The 18,581-nt window shown below is 61.3% G+C and carries 15 protein-coding genes; 11 read left to right on the forward strand and 4 right to left on the reverse strand.

The annotated features are described in order from the left end of the window. Nucleotides 1–8: 8 nt before the first annotated feature. On the forward strand, nucleotides 9–1,616 hold the full coding sequence (locus tag B3C1_RS18150) for an acyl-CoA dehydrogenase family protein (protein ID WP_008486628.1): 1,608 nt from the start codon (nucleotides 9–11) through the stop codon (nucleotides 1,614–1,616). A 42-nt stretch (nucleotides 1,617–1,658) separates the two neighbouring features. Here the strand turns inward: B3C1_RS18150 and B3C1_RS18155 are convergent, their stop codons facing one another. Next, on the reverse strand, nucleotides 1,659–2,384 hold the full coding sequence (locus tag B3C1_RS18155; RefSeq protein WP_008486629.1) for a dienelactone hydrolase family protein: 726 nt from the start codon (nucleotides 2,382–2,384) through the stop codon (nucleotides 1,659–1,661). Nucleotides 2,385–2,398: 14 nt separating this feature from the next. Next, on the reverse strand, nucleotides 2,399–4,066 hold the full coding sequence (gene asnB / locus B3C1_RS18160; RefSeq protein WP_008486630.1) for an asparagine synthase B: 1,668 nt from the start codon (nucleotides 4,064–4,066) through the stop codon (nucleotides 2,399–2,401). A gap of 321 nt (nucleotides 4,067–4,387) precedes the next feature. On the opposite strand from asnB, the gene B3C1_RS18165 reads away from it, so the two are divergent. Continuing rightward, the gene (locus tag B3C1_RS18165; protein ID WP_008486631.1) at nucleotides 4,388–4,699 is read left to right on the forward strand and encodes a hypothetical protein; all 312 of its coding nucleotides are present in this window, start codon (nucleotides 4,388–4,390) and stop codon (nucleotides 4,697–4,699) included. On the opposite strand, the gene B3C1_RS18170 is transcribed toward B3C1_RS18165, so the two are convergent. Beyond that, a complete protein-coding gene (locus B3C1_RS18170; RefSeq protein WP_008486632.1) occupies nucleotides 4,664–5,152 on the reverse strand; it encodes a SprT family zinc-dependent metalloprotease in 489 nt (162 codons plus the stop codon). The genes B3C1_RS18165 and B3C1_RS18170 overlap by 36 nt on opposite strands. Nucleotides 5,153–5,229: 77 nt before the next feature. Between B3C1_RS18170 and B3C1_RS18175 the strand changes: the two genes are divergently transcribed. Together B3C1_RS18175 and B3C1_RS18180 are read left to right on the forward strand one after the other, a co-directional pair. Then, entirely contained in the window at nucleotides 5,230–5,703 is a 474-nt protein-coding gene (locus B3C1_RS18175) for a hypothetical protein (RefSeq protein ID WP_008486633.1), read from the forward strand. A gap of 66 nt (nucleotides 5,704–5,769) precedes the next feature. Beyond that, nucleotides 5,770–6,273 carry a DUF4405 domain-containing protein gene (locus B3C1_RS18180; protein WP_008486634.1) on the forward strand — a complete coding sequence of 168 codons (504 nt, stop codon included), beginning with the start codon at nucleotides 5,770–5,772 and terminating at the stop codon, nucleotides 6,271–6,273. 40 nt (nucleotides 6,274–6,313) lie between these two features. Here the strand turns inward: B3C1_RS18180 and metK are convergent, their stop codons facing one another. Continuing rightward, nucleotides 6,314–7,468, reverse strand: a complete 1,155-nt coding sequence (gene metK, locus B3C1_RS18185) for a methionine adenosyltransferase (RefSeq protein WP_008486635.1) — start codon at nucleotides 7,466–7,468, stop codon at nucleotides 6,314–6,316. A 268-nt stretch (nucleotides 7,469–7,736) separates the two neighbouring features. On the opposite strand from metK, the gene tkt reads away from it, so the two are divergent. The 7 genes from tkt to B3C1_RS18220 all read left to right on the forward strand — a co-directional run. Continuing rightward, on the forward strand, nucleotides 7,737–9,728 hold the full coding sequence (gene tkt / locus B3C1_RS18190) for a transketolase (RefSeq protein WP_008486637.1): 1,992 nt from the start codon (nucleotides 7,737–7,739) through the stop codon (nucleotides 9,726–9,728). A gap of 49 nt (nucleotides 9,729–9,777) precedes the next feature. Next, complete coding sequence (locus B3C1_RS18195) at nucleotides 9,778–10,794, forward strand: type I glyceraldehyde-3-phosphate dehydrogenase (RefSeq protein WP_008486639.1); 1,017 nt, start codon at nucleotides 9,778–9,780, stop codon at nucleotides 10,792–10,794. Nucleotides 10,795–10,815: 21 nt separating this feature from the next. Further along, entirely contained in the window at nucleotides 10,816–11,973 is a 1,158-nt protein-coding gene (locus B3C1_RS18200) for a phosphoglycerate kinase (protein WP_008486640.1), read from the forward strand. Nucleotides 11,974–12,089: 116 nt separating this feature from the next. Next, entirely contained in the window at nucleotides 12,090–13,154 is a 1,065-nt protein-coding gene (fba, locus tag B3C1_RS18205; RefSeq protein ID WP_008486641.1) for a class II fructose-bisphosphate aldolase, read from the forward strand. An 88-nt stretch (nucleotides 13,155–13,242) separates the two neighbouring features. After that, the gene (locus B3C1_RS18210; protein ID WP_008486642.1) at nucleotides 13,243–14,709 is read left to right on the forward strand and encodes a thioredoxin-like domain-containing protein; all 1,467 of its coding nucleotides are present in this window, start codon (nucleotides 13,243–13,245) and stop codon (nucleotides 14,707–14,709) included. 58 nt (nucleotides 14,710–14,767) lie between these two features. Further along, the gene (locus B3C1_RS18215) at nucleotides 14,768–15,514 is read left to right on the forward strand and encodes a DUF481 domain-containing protein (protein WP_008486643.1); all 747 of its coding nucleotides are present in this window, start codon (nucleotides 14,768–14,770) and stop codon (nucleotides 15,512–15,514) included. 168 nt (nucleotides 15,515–15,682) lie between these two features. Beyond that, the coding region (locus B3C1_RS18220; RefSeq protein ID WP_008486645.1) for a retention module-containing protein at nucleotides 15,683–18,581 on the forward strand (2,899 nt) is incomplete at its 3' end.

The following is an 18,581-nucleotide window of genomic DNA, read 5'->3' on the forward strand; positions in this document are numbered from 1 at the left end:
AGGTGACCATGTTCGACACCCATCAGGTCTTCAACCAAACCCCGCCCCTGGTTGATGTGGATGGCCTGGCCCTGGACAAGGCCCTGCAAGAAGGGCTGGCCCGTGAAGGGGCGGCTTGGGCCAGGGATGACCTCAGCCGTTATAGCCGCCAATTGACCCGGCCCGAGGTCATTGCCCTGGGCTTTACCGCCAATGGTCAACCGCCGGTATTCCAGAGCCACAGCCCCCAAGGGGCGCGCCTTGACCTGGTGGACTACCACCCCAGCTACCACCAGCTGATGACCATGGCCTTCGAGGAAGGCCTGCACGCCTCCCCTTGGAGCGACCCCAGGCCTGGTGTTCATGTGGCCAGGGCCGCCAAATACTACCTGCATTGCCAGGTGGAGGCCGGCCACGGCTGCCCTGTGACCATGACCTTTGCCGCCGCCCCAGTGCTGAAAAGGCGCCTGCCGGACTGGTATCAAAAACTCATGGCCCATCACTATGACCCCAGCAACAGGCCGGCAGAGCAGAAGGCGGCCCTGACCCTGGGCATGGGCATGACCGAAAAACAGGGGGGCTCGGACGTACGGGCCAACAGCACCCGGGCCCTGGCCCTGGGGGACGGCAGCTATGAGCTGGTGGGGCATAAGTGGTTCCTGTCGGCCCCCATGTCGGACGGCTTCTTGATGCTGGCCCAGACCGACGCCGGCTTGTCTTGTTTTTTGGTGCCCCGCTGGTGGCAGGGTGAGAAGAACCCGGTGGAGATCCAGCGCCTCAAGAACAAACTGGGCAACCGCTCCAATGCGTCCAGCGAAGTGGAGCTCAAAGGCGCCCGCGCCTGGTTGCTGGGGGAGGAGGGCAAAGGGGTGCAGACCATCATCGAAATGGTCGCTCTGACCCGCTTTGACTGCATGCTGGGCTCCAGCGGTGGCCAGCGCCAGGCGGTGTTGCAGGCGGTGCACCATGCCCAGCATCGCCAGGCCTTCGGCAAGCGGTTGATAGACCAGCCGCTGATGGCCGCCGTGCTGGCCGATCTGCAGCTGGAAGTGGAAGGAAGCCTGGCCATGAGCCTGCGTATGGCAAGAGCCCTGGACAATGGCACCGACCCCCACGAACAGGCCCTGCTGCGCCTGGGCACGGCGGTGGGGAAATTCTGGATCTGCAAGCGCACCCCCCAGCACGCCATGGAGGCCATGGAATGTTTGGGGGGCAACGGCGTGATGGAAGACTTCATCAGCGCCCGGCTGTACCGCGAAGCCCCCATCAACGCCATCTGGGAAGGCTCCGGCAATATCCAGGCCCTGGATGTACTCAGAGCCCTGCAAAAGGACCCGGCGGCCCTTGGCGCCTGGCAGCGGGAGTTGGAAGGCACCCTGTCCCAGTACCCCTTGCTGGCCCTGGCCTGGCGGCAAATTCAGCATCTGCTGGCAACGGCGTCCCTGAAGCAGGCCAGGCGTATCACCGAACTGCTGGCCCTGACCCTGCAAGGGGCGCTGCTGGCCAAAGGGGCCCCCAATGATGTCGCCGATGCCTTTATCCGCAGCCGCCTGGGGGAAGGGGGCCACAGCTTTGGGACCCTGCCCCCCGGCACGGCGCCTGAAACCCTGCTGGCCAGGGCCTACTGGCAGCCATGAAAAAGCCCGGCCTAGGCCGGGCTTTTTAGTGAGGCTTGGTGTTTAGGCAAAGACCTCGTCGAACAGGTCGGCCATCATGGCAAAGGCCCTGCGGGTCACCAGGGGGTTGTACTGGCTTTGCCCAGGGCGGTTGGCGGACTTGTCGGTAAAGGAGTGGACAGTGCCGCCAAAATTCACCAGTTGCCAGTCGGCGCCGATGGCGTTCATCTCATCGGCAAAGGCCTTGATACTCTCGGCTGGCACCAAGGGATCGTCGGCACCGTTGCAGATAAGGATGGGGCCGCAGCGGTTCTGGCTGCTGGCCGGGTCCGGGGTGTCGAGGATGCCATGGAAGGTCACCACCGCTTTGAGGGGTATACCTAGCCTTGCCAGCTCCAACACGCAGGCGCCGCCGAAGCAAAAACCGAAGGCCGCCACATTGTCCTTGGCAATACCAAAGGTTTGCGCCTCGGCCAGCAGGGCCTCATAGGCCGCCACCATCAGCCGCCGCCAGCGGCCGTGGTCTGACTTGACCTCGACCATGGTGGCATAGGCCTGGTCCGGGCCACTGATACTGCGATCCTTACCGTAAGGGTCCAGTACCAGTATCACCGAGCGGTCATCCACCAGGGCCTCGGCCTGGTCAATGGCACCCTGGCTGACCCCCAGGAAATTGGGGGCCATCAGCAACGCCCGGCTGGGCTGGCTGCCTTCTTGAAACACCAGTTGGCCCTCGTACTGCTGGCCATCGAGCTGATAGCCAACGGGAACCACCTTGATCACTGCCATGGGCGTTTAACTCCTTAATAAGCGCTTTGGTGAACCCCTTTGGCAGCCCGGCCAGAAGGGTCGGTGTTGTTCTGGAAACTGGCGTCCCAGGCCAAGGCGGCAGGGGTGGAACAGGCAACCGACTTGCCGTGGGGCACGGTGCGTACCACCGAGTCCAGGTTGCCAAAATGCTCTTCGAAAACCTGGCGATAAAAATAGGCTTCCTTGGTGTCCGGGGTGTTGACCGGGAAGCGGTACTGGGCGGACTGCAGCTGCTGGTCGCTCACTTCGCTGGCGGTCACCTCCTTGAGGCTGTCTATCCAGCTGTAGCCGACGCCGTCGGAGAACTGCTCCTTCTGACGCCAGGCCACCGACTCGGGCAGCATGTCGGCGAAGGCCTCCCGGACTATATGCTTCTCAATCTTGCCGTTGCCGCACATCTTGTCCTGGGGGTTGAGGCGCATGGCCACGTCCATGAATTCCTTGTCCAGGAAGGGCACCCGTGCTTCCACGCCCCAGGCGGCCATGGCCTTGTTGGCCCGCAGGCAGTCGAACAGGTAGAGCTTGTCGAGTTTGCGCAGGGTCTCTTCGTGAAATTCCCGGGCGTTGGGGGCCTTGTGGAAGTAAAGGTAGCCCCCGAACAATTCGTCCGACCCTTCCCCCGACAGCACCATCTTGATGCCCATGGCCTTTATCTTACGGGCCATCAGATACATGGGGGTGGAGGCGCGGATGGTGGTCACATCATAGGTTTCCAGGTGGTAGATGACGTCGCGCACCGCATCCAGGCCCTCTTGCACCGTAAAGTGCACCTCGTGGTGGACAGTGCCGATGTGCTTGGCCACCACCTGGGCGGCGGCAAGATCCGGCGAGCCTTTGAGGCCGACGGCAAAGGAGTGCAGCCTGGGCCACCAGGCTTGGCTCTGGTCGTCGTCTTCGATGCGTCGCTCGGCATGGCGCTGGGCCAGGGCCGAGATAACGGAAGAGTCCAGGCCGCCGGACAGCAACACCCCGTAGGGTACGTCCGACATCAACTGGCGTTTGACCGCCGCGTCCAGGGCGCCGCGCAGCTCATCGACGCTGCTTTGGTTATGCTCGACCGCCTCAAAGCTCTGCCAGTCGCGCTGGTAGTAGCGTTTTATCTGCCCGTCCTTGGACGACAGGTAGTGGCCTGGGGGGAAGGTTTCCACCCTGTTGCACACCGGGGTCAGGGCCTTCATCTCGGAGGCCACATAGAAATTACCGTCTTGGTCCCAGCCGATATAAAGGGGGATGATGCCCATATGATCGCGGCCAATGAGGTAGCTGTTGTTGGTGGCGTCATAGAGCACGAAGGCAAAGATGCCGTTGAGCTCATCCAAGAAGGCTTCGCCCTTCTCCTGGTAGAGGGCCAGGATCACCTCGCAGTCCGACTCGGTCTGGAACTGGTAGCTGTCCTGATACTGCTTGCGGATGGCCCTGTGGTTGTAAATCTCACCATTGACGGCCAGCACATTATTCTTATCGGCATTCAAGAGCGGTTGGGCACCATTATTCATGTCGACTATGGCCAGGCGCTCATGGGCGATGATGGCATTATTGTCGGCATAGATACCGGACCAGTCGGGTCCGCGATGGCGCATGCGCTTGGACATTTCCAGAGCCGTTTTGCGCAGCTCTTGGGGGTCAGTTTTAAGATCGAGAATACCGAAAATCGAACACATGATGTTTCCTGTCAGGGGTGGTTATTTCATAAGGTCGGGTTGTTCACCGTTGTTGATGACCCCCCGACCATGCCACCAGCCCTGGGGACTTGGCAAGCAGTGAAATACACGGCTTGTTACCAAGCGGTCCTTTCGTTTGGCTGGCCAGGCCGATAAGGTGCCTAAGAAAGGTGACAGCGAGCACCAAATGGGGTATTGATGGGTGCCGGCAGGCGCCGGAAAGGAAAGGTTTCGGAGTGGGCAGTGTTTAAAACGTCGGGGCTCAGAGTACTGTTAATTGCATCCAGCCCGCTATGGCTGGCGGCCTGCAATGATGCAACAGTGTTGACGACCGCCGACTCTCCCAACCGTTATTACCGGGCCGTGCTCAAGGTGCGGATCTGCGGTGAGCAACCCATCACCCAGGTGACCTTGGAGCCCCAGTCCTTTTGGCACTTTGCCAATCATCAATTGGTGTGGGTTGCCGAAGCGCCCGCCGACAACGTGCAGTTGTCCTGGCAAGGAGAGCGGGATCTCACCGTCAGCTATCCGGACGATATCCGCGTCACCAAGGCTGAATCCCTGGCCATGGGCGTTGACATCCATTATCTGCCGCAGTCACCCATCCTCGAGCTGGAAGGCTCCGGGGCTTAACGCCTCGCCGCAGCTGCGGCAAAGGTAGCGACTCTCCCCCCTGGCCACCTTGTTGTGGCGCCTGATACTCAAACCATGGTCGCGGCAGCGGCAATGGTAGGGAAAGGTCTGCTCCGCCACTGCAAAGTCGTGGGTCCGCTTCGGGGCCAGCAAGAACAGGTTCTGCATCAACTGCTGCCACTCGGGGCCGTGCGGCTGAATTTTGGGCCCGTGCAGCTGCCAGGCCAGCCAGTGGGCCACCTCGTGAGGCACCACTTCGGTTAAAAAAGCGGCCTGGTTGCCTTGGTAAAGGGCACGGTTAAAGCGCAGTTGTCCTTTACCCATATGGGCCTGGCCGGCGGCGCGGCCGCGGAGATCCAGGGTTACCCTGGGCCGCTGAAAACGGCGGCCAAAACGGGTTTCGGCTTTTTGAAAACAGGCCTCCACGGCCTGGTCCAACACTTCTTTGCTCACCCTTTACCTTTCTTTGCGTTGCCCGGGCTTTGGCCGGGGTCAGATGGGAGGACTTTTACCACAAAAAGGATGCCCAGATGAAAAGCTTACCCCTTTGGACCCTGACGCCGCTGCTGCTGGCTGGCTGTTGCAGTTGTGGCCGCCAGGCTCCCGGTGACCAGCCTGGCGACCAGCCCGAGCCCAGCACCTACTTTGCTACCCATATCAGCGACGACGGTTCCAAGCGATTCGTGTTTAGCCTGGAAAACCGCCGCAGCGGTGGCCGTGGCCAGCCTGGGCGAGGGGGACCAGGCGGCCGTCAGGGCGGGCCTGGAGGCCAGGACACAGACCGGGCGCCGAGCAGCGAGCAAGGCAGCGAGCAGCTCGACGAGCGGCTCGAAGACAAACTCTTGGAAAGCGGTTTTTGCCGCACCGGTTATATGGAGCTGTCCCGCTCCGACAGCGGCCGATTTGCGCGGATCGCCGGTGAGTGCAACGAGAGCGCCAGCGCCGAAGACCGCCAAGCCTTTCCCAATGTCGGCAACGGCCAGTTGGGGCGCATGGGTCATTAACATTACTTAACAATGGCCTGGCGCCGCCTTGGGCAGAATGACGCTTTTACCAGGATAGAGCGAACCATGAACCTGAAAAGCTGGGCGACGCCGCTAACCATAGGCGGCTTTGTGATCTCGGCGATCACCGGAGTGGTGATCTTTTTTCATATCAACATCGGCCTGGTGCGCCCGGCCCACGAGTGGCTGAGCTGGGCCATGATAGTGGGGGCGGCCTTCCACCTCTGGTACAACTGGCCGGCCTTCAAGCGCTACCTGAAAAAGGGCCTGCCGCTGCTCATCATGTTGGCTTTTATGGGGCTGACGGCGGCGTCCTTCTACCCGGTTGAGCGCCAACAGGGCGGTGGCCGGGGCGCCATGATGCAGGCGGTCAACCTGCTGACCAGTGCGCCGCTAAACCGCCTGGCCCCTTTGCTCGACACCAGCCCAGAGACCCTGGCCGAGCAGCTGCAAGCCCAGGGCTTTCAGGTCTATGAGCTGGAACAGAGCCTGGACGACTTGGCCCGCCAACAGGGCAAAAGGGGCGTAGAGCTGCTGCCCTTGCTGCAAAGCCGCAAAGCCAAGCCATAAAAAAGGCGCCCCAGGGGCGCCTTTTTCTTTTGGCTCAAGCTTACTTGAGGCCAGCGGCTTGACGCAGGGCGTCAGCCTTGTCGGTCTTTTCCCAGGGGAACTCGTCGCGGCCGAAGTGGCCGTAGGCGGCGGTAGGCTGGTAGATGGGACGGTTCAGGTCCAGCATCTGCACCAGGCCATAGGGGCGCAGGTCGAAGTGCTCGCGAACCAGCTGGTCGATTTTTTCCTCGGCGATTTTGCCGGTACCGAAGGTTTCCACGGAGATGGAAGTGGGTTCGGCAACACCGATGGCGTAGGACACCTGGATCTCGCAGCGATCGGCCAGGCCGGCAGCCACGATGTTCTTGGCAACGTAGCGGGCAGCGTAGGCGGCGGAGCGGTCAACCTTGGACGGATCCTTACCGGAGAAGGCGCCACCACCGTGACGGGCCATGCCGCCGTAGGTATCAACGATGATCTTACGGCCGGTCAGGCCGCAGTCGCCCATGGGGCCGCCGATCACGAAGTTACCGGTGGGGTTGATGAAATACTTGGTCTTGGCAGTCAGCCACTCGGCGGGTAGAACCGGCTTGATGATGTGCTCCATCACCGCTTCGCGCAGGGTAGCCTGGTCGATTTCCGGGCTGTGCTGGGTGGACAGGACCACGGCGTCGATGGCCACCGGCTTGCCGTCTTCGTAGACGAAGGTCACCTGGGACTTGGCGTCGGGGCGCAGCCAGGACAGTTCCTTGGACTTGCGCACGTGGGCCTGGCGCTTAACCAGACGGTGAGAATAGGTGATGGGAGCCGGCATCAGCACGTCGGTTTCGTTGGACGCGTAGCCGAACATCAGGCCCTGGTCACCGGCGCCCTGCTCAAAAGGATCGCTGCGATCAACGCCCATGGCGATGTCGGGGGACTGCTTGCCGATGGCGTTCAGTACGGCGCAGCTGTCGCCGTCAAAGCCCATCTCGGAGCTGGTATAGCCGATCTCGCGCACGGTGCGGCGCGCCAGCTCTTCAATATCAACCCAGGCAGAAGTGGTGATTTCGCCACCGACGATCACCATGCCGGTCTTGACGTAGGTCTCACAGGCAACCCGGGCTTTCGGGTCCTGGGCCAGGATGGCGTCAAGGACGGCGTCGGAGATTTGGTCGGCGATCTTATCAGGATGGCCTTCAGAAACGGACTCGGAAGTAAAAAGACGTCTGGTCATTTCCCACTCAACTCATTGAATGTCGGCAAGAAAAGCCCGGTAGGCCCCCAAGGGTCACCAGGCCCCGAAATTAGGGCGGCGATATTACACAGATGGACGTCCAGACGCCAGTACTTCTGTGCAAAAATTCTCCGGCCTGTGATGCCCACCATTAAAGACCATCACGGCGGATCAGGAAAGGCGCAACCGATTTGCCCCCGAGGCCCCTAATGGGCGAAAATAAGGCCGATTTTTTTACCCTGTGCTCTGACCCACCCAGGAGACCTTGATGCCCTCCCGTCGCCAGCTTGCCAATGCCATCCGCGCCCTGTCCATGGACGCGGTCCAAAAAGCCAAATCCGGTCACCCCGGTGCCCCCATGGGGATGGCCGACATCGCCGAAGTGCTGTGGAACGATTACCTCAAGCACAACCCGCAGAACCCGGCCTGGGCTGACCGCGACCGTTTCGTGCTGTCCAACGGCCACGGCTCCATGCTGATCTATTCGTTGCTGCACCTGTCCGGCTACGACCTGGGTATTGAAGACCTCAAACAGTTCCGCCAACTGCACAGCCGCACCCCGGGCCACCCCGAGTACGGTTATGCCCCCGGCGTTGAAACCACCACAGGCCCCCTGGGTCAGGGCATCACCAATGCCGTGGGCATGGCCATCGCCGAGAAGAGCCTGGCGGCCCAGTTCAACCGCCCCGGCCACGACATCGTCGACCACTTTACTTATGTGTTCCTGGGCGACGGCTGCCTGATGGAAGGCATCTCCCACGAAGCCTGCTCCCTGGCCGGCACCCTGGGCCTTGGCAAGCTGATTGCCTTCTACGACGACAACGGCATCTCCATCGACGGCCATGTTGAAGGCTGGTTCACCGACGACACCGCCAAGCGCTTCGAGTCTTACGGCTGGCAAGTGGTGCGGGACGTGGACGGCCACTCCAGCGACGCGGTCAAGGCCGCCATCGAGGAAGCGCGCAGCGATCTGAGCCGCCCGACCCTGGTCATTACCAAGACCATCATCGGTTTCGGTAGCCCCAACAAGGCCGGCAGCCACGACTGCCACGGCGCCCCCCTGGGTGACGACGAAATTAAAGCCGCTCGTGAATTCCTGAAATGGGACCACGCCCCCTTCGAGATCCCCGCCGACGTCTACGCCGGTTGGGACGCCAAAGAAAAAGGCACCCAGGCCGAGAGCGACTGGAACAGCAAGTTCGCTGCCTACCAGGCTGCCTTCCCTGAGCTTGCCAGCGAGTTTGTGCGCCGCCAAAGCGGTGAGCTGCCGGCCGACTTTGCCGCCAAGGCCGAAGCCTACATCCAGGCCTGCCAGGAAAAAGGCGAGAAGATCGCTACCCGCAAGGCGTCCCAGAACGCCATCGAAGCCTATGCGGCCCTGCTGCCGGAATTCATGGGCGGCTCTGCGGACCTGGCCGGTTCCAACCTGACCCTGTGGTCCGGTTCCAAGCCCCTGACCATTGACGATGCCTCCGGCAACTACATTTGGTACGGGGTGCGCGAATTCGGCATGAGCGCCATCATGAACGGTATCGCCCTGCACGGCGGTTTCATCCCTTACGGCGCCACCTTCCTGATGTTCATGGAATACGCCCGTAACGCGGTGCGCATGGCGGCGCTGATGAAGCAGCGCAGCATCTTCGTTTACACCCACGACTCTATCGGCCTGGGTGAAGACGGCCCCACCCACCAGCCGGTGGAGCAGGTGGCCAGCCTGCGCCTGACCCCCAACATGAGCACCTGGCGCCCGGCCGACACCGTCGAAAGCGCCGTGGCCTGGCTGCACGCCGTTGAGCGCACCGACGGCCCCACCGCCCTTATCTTCAGCCGTCAGAACCTGCCTTGCCTGCCCCGCAGCGCCCAGCAGGTTGCCGACATCCGCAAGGGTGGCTACATCATCAAGGATTGCGCTGGCACCCCCGAGCTCATCCTGATCGCCACCGGTTCCGAGGTGGAGCTGGCCTTGGCTGCCGCCGAGGTGCTAGCTGGCAAGGGCCGCGCCGTACGCGTGGTGTCCATGCCCGCTACCGATGTCTTCGACGCCCAGAGCAAGGACTATAAAGAGTCGGTGCTGCCGGCCGCCGTCACCAAACGGGTGGCTATCGAGGCGCTGATCGCCGACTACTGGTACAAGTACGTGGGCCTGAACGGCGCCGTGGTGGGCATGACTACCTTCGGTGAGTCGGCCCCTGCCGGCGAACTGTTCAAGCTCTTCGGCTTCACCGTCGACAACGTCGTCGCCGTGGCTGAAGGCCTCTAAGGCTTAAGGGCAGGCCCGTTGGCCTGCCCTTTTTCGATCAAGGAAGCACATGACCCATACGGTTGCCATCAATGGCTTTGGGCGCATCGGCAGGGCTCTGCTGCGTGCGCTCCATGAACGCAACCTGCTTGGCGAGCTCAAGGTAGTGGCCGTGAACGATCTGGCCGAACCTGCCGCCATGGCCCACCTCTTTCAATATGACTCCACCCATGGTCGCCTGGACGTGGATATCCGCGTCGACGGCAACACCCTGTATCTCGACGGCCACGCCATCGAGCTGCTCTGTGAGTCCGACCCGGAAAAACTGCCCCTGGCCGGGGTGGACCTGGTGGTGGACTGCACCGGTGTGATCCGCCACCACAGCGAGGCCGAAGCCTACCTGCGGGCCGGCGCTAGCCGGGTGCTGCTGTCTAACCCCGCCGACGAAGGGGTGGATGCCACAGTGGTTATGGGGGTCAACGAGGGTGAGCTGGCAGCAGGTCACCGGATCGTCTCCAACGCCTCCTGCACCACCAACTGCCTGGTGCCGGTGGTAGCGGTGCTGGATGCCGCCTTCGGGGTGGAGCGGGGCCTTATCACCTCTATCCACGCCGCCATGAATGACCAGCAGGTGCTGGACAGCTACCAGCCCAACCTGCGCCTGGCCAGGGCCATGAGCCAGTCCATGGTGCCGGTGGATACCCAACTGGGCAAAGGGGTTGGCCGGGTGCTGCCCAAGTTCCAGGGTAAGTTCGAGGCCATCTCGGTAAGGGTGCCGACCATCAACGTGTCGGCCCTGGACCTGAGCCTGGTGCTGGCCAATCCGGCCAGTGCCGAGGCGGTCAACAGCCTGCTGGCCGAGGCAGCCCAAGGGCCCTTTAAAGGCATAATGCAATACACCACGGCGCCTTTGGTGTCCGTGGACCATAACCATAATGCCCATTCGGTGATCGTCGACGGCACCCAGACCCGGGTGACCGACGGTAGCCTGCTGAAGCTGCTGTTGTGGTTCGACAACGAATGGGGCTTTGCCAACCGGCTGGTGGATACCAGCCGTTGTTGGCTTGCCAAATCTACTGAAACCTAATTTTTCTGCGAGGACGCATCGATGGCCGTCATCAAGATGACAGACCTGGATCTGGCCGGTAAAAGGGTCCTGATCCGCGAAGATCTCAACGTGCCCGTCAAGGACGGTAAAGTCACTTCCGACGCCCGTATCCTGGCTGCCCTGCCCAGCATCCAACTGGCCCTGGACAAAGGCGCCAAGGTGCTGGTGATGAGCCACCTGGGTCGCCCCGAAGAAGGGGTCTTTGACGAAGCCAGTTCCTTGCAGCCGGTGGCCGACTACCTGCAGGACCTGCTGGGTGTGCCGGTGCGCCTGGTCCGTGACTACCTGGCTGGCGTCGACGCCCGCGCCGGGGAAGTGGTGCTGCTGGAGAACGTGCGCTTTAACAAGGGCGAGAAGAAAGACGACGAGACCCTGTCCAAGCAGTACGCCGCTCTGTGCGACGTGTTCGTGATGGACGCCTTCGGCACGGCCCACCGCGCCCAGGCCTCCACCCACGGTGTCGGCAAGTTTGCCGATGTCGCCTGCGCAGGCCCCTTGCTGGCCGCCGAGCTGGATGCCCTTGGCAAGGCCCTGAAAGAGCCCAAGCGCCCGCTGGTGGCCATAGTGGCCGGTTCCAAGGTGTCCACCAAGCTGGACGTCCTTAACAGCCTGTCTGAGATCTGCGATCAGATCATCGTCGGCGGCGGTATCGCCAACACCTTCCTGGCGGCAGCCGGCAAGCCCATGGGCAAGTCCCTCTACGAGGCGGACCTTATCCCCACCGCCCGCGCGCTGATGGACAAGGTGGCCATTCCGCTGCCGAGCGACGTGGCGGTGGCCAAGGCCTTCAGCGAGGACGCCGAAGCTATTATCAAGGCGGCCGAGGATGTCAGCGATGACGACATGATCCTCGACATCGGCCCCGACAGCGCCCAGGCCCTGGCCGCGCTGCTGAGCTCTGCCAAGACCATCCTCTGGAACGGCCCGGTGGGTGTCTTCGAGTTCGACCAGTTCGGCAAAGGCACCGAAGTGCTGGCCAAGGCCATAGCGGCCTCCGACGCCTTCTCCATTGCCGGTGGCGGCGACACCCTGGCGGCCATCGACAAGTACGGCATCAAGAGCCAGGTGTCCTACATCTCCACCGGTGGCGGCGCCTTCCTGGAATTCGTGGAAGGCAAGGTGCTGCCGGCCGTAGCCATGCTGGAAAGCCGTGGCTGAGTAAAGGCTGAAACAGCCACAAAGGCGGCGCATTGGGCCGCCTTACTTTGATAGACTTATTCAAACGATTCGATAAGCGGGGAGCGGGCGGCTCCCCCATATGAGGAGAATTATCCATGGCCCTGATTTCACTGCGCCAGATGCTGGACCACGCCGCTGAGTACGGCTACGGCGTACCGGCTTTCAACGTCAACAACCTCGAGCAGATGCGCGCCATCATGGAAGCGGCCGACAAGATGGATGCCCCCGTCATTGTCCAGGCCTCTGCCGGTGCCCGTAAGTACGCCGGTGCCCCCTTCCTGCGCCACCTGATCCTGGCGGCCATTGAAGAATTCCCTCATATCCCGGTTTGTATGCACCAGGACCACGGCACCAGCCCGGCAGTGTGCCAGCGCTCCATCCAACTGGGTTTCAGCTCGGTGATGATGGACGGCTCCCTGCGTGAAGACGGCAAGACCCCGGCTGACTGGGACTACAACGTCGCCGTTACCCAGCGTACCGTTGACATGGCTCACGCCTGCGGCGTGTCCGTGGAAGGGGAACTGGGCTGCCTGGGTAGTCTGGAAACCGGCACTGCCGGCGAAGAAGACGGCATCGGCGCCGAAGGCGTACTGGACCACAGCCAGCTGCTGACCGACCCGGAAGAAGCGGCCCAGTTCGTGACCCTGACCCAGGTGGACGCCCTGGCCATCGCCATCGGCACCAGCCACGGCGCCTACAAGTTCAGCCGCCCCCCTTCAGGTGACATCCTGGCCATCGAGCGTATCAAGGAAATCCACCGCCGCATCCCCAACACCCACCTGGTCATGCACGGTTCTTCTTCCGTGCCCCAGGAGTGGCTGAAGGTGATCAACGAGTTCGGTGGCGACATCCCCGAAACCTACGGTGTGCCGGTTGAAGAGATCGTCGAAGGCATCAAGCACGGCGTGCGTAAGGTCAACATCGACACCGATCTGCGCCTGGCTTCCACCGGTGCCATGCGCCGCGCCATGGCCCAGAACCCCCGCGAGTTCGACCCGCGTAAGTTCCTCAAGGTCAGCACCGACGCCATGCGCGATATCTGTATCGCCCGTTACGAAGCCTTCGGCTCCGCCGGCCAGGCCCACAAGATCAAGGCCCTGTCACTGGACGCCATGGCTGAGCGTTATGCCAAAGGCGAGTTGGCTGCCAAGGTCAACTAAGCAAAAAAGGCGGCCCAGGCCGCCTTTTTTATTGGCTGAATGATCTTTTTGGTTAGCCCGGTCCTATGGGCAAGCAAAGGAGATCATCATGCGTATTATTACCCTGCTATTGGCCCTCGTCATGTTCAGTGCCCAAGGTGCCTACCGCGAAAATGCCGTGCCATTCGGCAACGAACTGCAATGGCTTAATGTGGAACATCCCCTTTCCTTAAACGATCTCAAGGGCAAGGTGGTGATCCTCGATTTTTGGACCTACGGCTGCGTCAACTGCATGCACGTGCTGCCCGATCTTAAAAAGCTCGAGGACAAGTACGGCAACAAGCTGGCGGTGATCTCCGTTCATTCCCCGAAGTTTGCCAACGAAAAGCGCCTCGATACCCTAAAACGTATCGTTGCCCGCTACGGCATCAGCCACCCTGTGGCCAACGACGTGGATTTTAGCCAGTGGCAGCAATACGCGGTGCGCGCCTGGCCTACCTTCGTGATCCTCACCCCTGACGGCCGGGTGGTGGGGCAGACCTCGGGGGAGGGGCGCTATGCCCTGTTGGACCAGGTGGTCGGCGCCTTGGTTGAGGAATTTGCCGGCAAGTTCGACGAAAAGCCCCTTCCGCTCAAGCTCATCACCTTCGCCGACACCCCCCTGGCTGCGCCGGGCAAGGTAAGGGTTAAGGGTGACCTGCTGGCCATTTCCGACAGCGGCCATAACCGCATCATCTTTGCCCGCCCCGACGGGCGGGTGGTCAAGGTGGTGGGCTCTGGTGAGGCCTGTGCCAAGGACGGCAGCGCCGAAGAAGCCTGCTTCGCCTCACCCCAGGGCACCCTGTTTCAAGACCAGGCGCTCTATGTGGCCGATACCAACAACCACCTTATTCGCCGTATCGACCTGCGCAACTACCAGGTCAGTACCGTTGCCGGCACCGGCAAATTGGGGGGGTATCTAAACGCCAACGGCGCCGCCCTTAGTACGGCCCTGCGCTCCCCCTGGGACCTGGCGTCCTTGCCGGGCGGGGCCATTGCCATCGCCATGGCCGGTAGCCATCAAATCTGGCAACTCAAGGGCGGCAAGGTACAGGTGTTGGCGGGCAATGGCCGTGAAGCCCTGGTGGACGACGACTTCAAGGACGCGTCCTTTAACCAGCCGTCCGGGCTCTTTGCCGATGCTGGCCAGCTTTGGGTGGCCGATGCCGAAGCCTCGGCCATTCGCCGCCTGGACTTGAAAGACCAGGAAGTGACCACCCTGGTGGGCCAGGGCCTGTTCGATTTTGGCCTTAAGGACGGCGCTTTCAAAAAGGCCCTGCTCCAGCATGCCCTGGGGGTGATCCGCTGGGACCAGCAGCGCCTGCTGGTGGCAGACACCTACAATCATGCCCTGCGCTGGCTGGACTTGGACAAGCAGCAGGCCAGCACCCTGGCTCTGCCCGATGGCAGCCTCAACGAGCCAGGGGGCCTGGCACGCCTGGGGGATAAGGTGCTGGTGGCGGATACCAACCACGATCGCCTGCTATTGGTGGACCCAGTGAGTAACAGCGTTTCCGAATATAAGCTCAAGTTTTGAATTTCAAGGGCTGCTGGGGCACACTTTCAGCGCTTTTTCCAAAGGAGAGGACCTTAAGATGTATAAGTACAGCTTGCCGATGCTGGCACTGCTGGCTGCCCAGGCTGCCTATGCTGATGACGCCGCTGGCGCACCAGACAAGAAGAACTGGAAGGGGGAGGCTGAACTGGGTGTACTGGTGACCTCCGGAAACAGCGACTCGACCAATGTTAAGGGCAGACTCAACGTCACCCAAGATCTGGAAAGCTGGCGCAACAACTATCAGCTGGAATCGCTCTACACCGAGTCTGACGACGAAACCACGGCCGAACGTTACCGGGGTTCTATTCAGGGCGACTACAAGATCGATGACAAGCAGTTCTGGTTTGTCCGGGGCAGCTACGAGGACGACCGCTTCTCCGGTTACGACTTCCAGGCATCTACCTCTACCGGTTACGGCAACCGTTTCTGGGAGCTGGAAGACGGCTCCTTCTTCGATGCTTCTGCTGGTCTGGGTTACCGCTATAACAAGCTGCAAGAGCGTAATGACGACGGCGACAGCGCCGAAAAAGAAGCCATTGCCCGCCTGGCAGCCAAATTCGAGTACAAGCTGAGCGAAAACTCGCTGTTCCGCCAAGAGCTCAACTCTGAAATTGGGCTGGATGAGAGCAACACCATTACCGAGTCTGTTACTTCTTTGCAGGCCAACGTGATGGGTAACCTGGCAATGAAGATCTCCTACCGGGTCAAGTACACCTCCAAGGTGCCCGATGACACCGAGAAAACGGATACTGAGACCTCCTTCACAATACTGTACACCTTTTAGGCAAAACCGGCTTTGGCCGGTTTTTTAATGCCTAGCGTGTCAATATTTTGACTATGCTTGTTAAGCTGGTGTTACGCCAGACAGGACGACGAGCATAATCACCAATCCAATTTACTCGCCGTCTCGCTATTTTCACCCGGCCTAGGTCGGTACTGAGCGAGGTGGGCCATGCAGGTCTTAACAGTCAAGGTTAGCGGTATCCTGACCCAGGTCGAAGGTGCAATCTGGGTTGAAACCGAAGAGGGAGCCCGGCTGCGCCTGATGGCCGGTGACAGGGTGGAAGCCGGGCAGCAATTGCACTTGGCTGATGGCGCCCAGATGACGCTGCAACAGGACGATGGTGCCGAGTTGGCGTATGCCAGCTCACCCGACCTTGGGGCCACAGTGGCTGCCCAAACAGCGGAAATGCCCACTGCGAGCGATGCCAGCGAACAGGCCCTGCTGCAGCAGGCCATTTTGCAAGGCTTGGACCCGACCCAGATCTTTGAAGCTTCAGCCGCAGGCGCCGCCCCTGCTGCCGGTGCCGGGGTTGGTGACGAGGGGGATGCGGGATACGTTGCAGTGTCCCGCACTGGCGGTGAAACCTTGGCAGAGGCAGGCTACGACACCCTGGGTACACCGGGGGACACAGGCCCAGTCCCTGCCGAATTTGATCAGCTGATCCTGGAAGATGACAATAACCCACCCAGTGCTCAGCCTGATCAGGCCCTGTTACAAGAAGACGTCATTACGACAGTCTCGGGGTCCTTGCTTGCCAATGACAGCGATGCCGATGGGGACTTGCTTGCGGTCACCCAGGTCAACGGCTCTGCTGTCACCACTGTCAGCGGCCAGTTCGGGGTCTTGACCTGGTCTGCTGACGGCGGTTTTTCCTATCAGTTGGATAACGACCTGGCCCAGTCCATGGCCCAGGGCGAAACTGTCAGCGAGACCTTCAGTTATCAGATCAGCGATGGCCGGGGTGGTTTCAGTACCTCTACCCTGACCGTCACCATCTTGGGCAGTAACGACGCCCCCACCGCTACCGCCAACCTCAATGCCGTTGCCGAGGACGGCCCCTTGTCCAGCAGCGGTAACCTGATCGGAGACGATAACGGCTTTGGTGTCGACAGCGACCCGGACAACGGAGCCCAGCTCAGCGTGTCAGCGGTCAACGGCAGCAATGACCAGCAAGTCCAGGGAGCTTTTGGCACCCTGGTCTGGAACAGCGATGGCAGCTACAGCTACAACCTCGACAACAGCCTGGCCGAAGTACAGGGCCTGAGCGCCGGTGAGTTCCTGACCGAGACGTTCAGCTACACCCTCACCGACGAATTCGGCGCCACTTCCATCGCTACCCTGACCATCACCATCAATGGCACCGACGACGGTGTAACCATTGACGGCCTGGCCCTGGCAGGGGGGGAACTGTCCTTGGATGAGGCCAACCTGGCCACGGGTTCCAACCCCGACGCCGCCGAGCTGGTTAAAGGCGGCAGTTTCGATATCAGTGCCCCGGACGGCTTAGGGGATCTGACCATCAACGGTGTCACCGTTATCGCCAACGGCCAGTACCTGGGGGGCACTATCCAGGTCATAGGCCAGTTTGGGGTGCTGACCATCACCGGCTTTGAGGGCGGCCAACTGCAATACAGCTATGAATTGACCAGCGCCGCCGACCATAGCCAAGGGGCGGTGCAGGACCAGTTCCTGGTGGTATTGACTGACGAAGACGGCTCCAGCGCCAACGCCAGCCTGGACGTCAATATCCTTAACGATGTGCCCGATGTCACCCTGGGTGGCCAGGAAGAAGTGGCTGAGCTGCAAAGCATCAATGGTAGCTGGTCCTTGGAGGCCGGTGCCGATGGCGCCCAGCTGCAGGTAGTGTTTGGTGGCCAGGGCTACGCCCTTGGCCAGTCTATCGATACCGGCTTTGGTACCTTGACTGTCTTTGCCGACGGCACCTGGACCTTCGCCGCCAACGGTAACCTGGATAACAGCAGCCAGGTAGCCTTGAGCTTTGCGTTGCAGGCGACCGACAGCGACGGTGACCTGGCGAGCGATAGCCACGTTATTCGCATCACCGACGGTGCCAATCCCACCGATGCCGACGATCTTCACCTGGCAGTGGAAGAAGCCCAGATTGAAGACGGGGCCAGTGGCGATCTCTTCTTTACCGCCGGCTCGGATACCCTGAGCAACTTCCATTTCATGGAGCCGGACAGTATCAATATCGATGTCAACGGCGACAACCTGGCCGACATGACCTGGGAAATGAGTGCCGACGGTCAAACCCTTACCGGCTATGTCGGTGGCCAGGCAGCCATAGTGCTGAACCTGAGTTGGTCTGATATCGCCTCTGGCGCCATGGGTAACGTCACGGTAACGGCGCAATTGCTGGCGGCCTTTCCCCATCCCGACGGCCAGGGCAGCAACAGCATCGAAGTGTCGGGCATCGTGGTGGGCTCGGACGTGGACGGTGACAACGTCAATGGCAGTGTCACCGTGACCATTGTCGATGACGTCCCCATGGCCGTAGACGACCAAACCAGCCAAGGGGCAGAAGACGCCCCGGTGCTGTACAACGTGCTGGCCAACGACACCCTGGGTGCCGACGGCGCTACTTTGACCGATGCGGTGGTCAGCAGTGGCCTTGGCAGCGTGCAGTTCAATGCCGATGGCACCGTCACCTACACCCCGGCCGCCGGTGAAGAAGGCACAGTGGTGATCAACTACACCCTCACCGACGGTGACGGTGACACTGACCAAGCCACCTTGACCATCCAATTGGGCCCGGACTCCACCCCGACCTTAAGCGCCCAAGACGCAGTGCTGGATGAAACCGGTGGCCTGGACAGCGTCAACCGCAGCTTCACCGCCAATTACGGTAACGACAGTGCCGGCACCGTCACCTTGAGCGCCGCCGGTGCTACCTGGAACGCCGCCACCCAGACCCTGAGCGCCGACAACGGCGACTGGCAAATCGTGGTGAACAACGACGGCACCTATACCGTCACCCAGTTGCAGGTGATGAGCCACCCGGACAGCGGTAACCCCAACGACGCCATCGATGTGGAAGTGACCATGG

The organism is Gallaecimonas xiamenensis 3-C-1 (assembly GCF_000299915.1).
Classification (GTDB): domain Bacteria; phylum Pseudomonadota; class Gammaproteobacteria; order Enterobacterales; family Gallaecimonadaceae; genus Gallaecimonas; species Gallaecimonas xiamenensis.

Coding starts and splice junctions, on each gene's coding strand:
- B3C1_RS18150 (WP_008486628.1), top strand. CDS start 9: ATGTTCGACACCCATCAGGTCTTCAACCAAACCCCGCCCCTGGTTGAT.
- B3C1_RS18155 (WP_008486629.1), bottom strand. CDS start 2,384: ATGGCAGTGATCAAGGTGGTTCCCGTTGGCTATCAGCTCGATGGCCAG.
- asnB (WP_008486630.1), bottom strand. CDS start 4,066: ATGTGTTCGATTTTCGGTATTCTCGATCTTAAAACTGACCCCCAAGAG.
- B3C1_RS18175 (WP_008486633.1), top strand. CDS start 5,230: ATGAAAAGCTTACCCCTTTGGACCCTGACGCCGCTGCTGCTGGCTGGC.
- B3C1_RS18180 (WP_008486634.1), top strand. CDS start 5,770: ATGAACCTGAAAAGCTGGGCGACGCCGCTAACCATAGGCGGCTTTGTG.
- metK (WP_008486635.1), bottom strand. CDS start 7,468: ATGACCAGACGTCTTTTTACTTCCGAGTCCGTTTCTGAAGGCCATCCT.
- tkt (WP_008486637.1), top strand. CDS start 7,737: ATGCCCTCCCGTCGCCAGCTTGCCAATGCCATCCGCGCCCTGTCCATG.
- B3C1_RS18195 (WP_008486639.1), top strand. CDS start 9,778: ATGACCCATACGGTTGCCATCAATGGCTTTGGGCGCATCGGCAGGGCT.
- B3C1_RS18200 (WP_008486640.1), top strand. CDS start 10,816: ATGGCCGTCATCAAGATGACAGACCTGGATCTGGCCGGTAAAAGGGTC.
- fba (WP_008486641.1), top strand. CDS start 12,090: ATGGCCCTGATTTCACTGCGCCAGATGCTGGACCACGCCGCTGAGTAC.
- B3C1_RS18210 (WP_008486642.1), top strand. CDS start 13,243: ATGCGTATTATTACCCTGCTATTGGCCCTCGTCATGTTCAGTGCCCAA.
- B3C1_RS18215 (WP_008486643.1), top strand. CDS start 14,768: ATGTATAAGTACAGCTTGCCGATGCTGGCACTGCTGGCTGCCCAGGCT.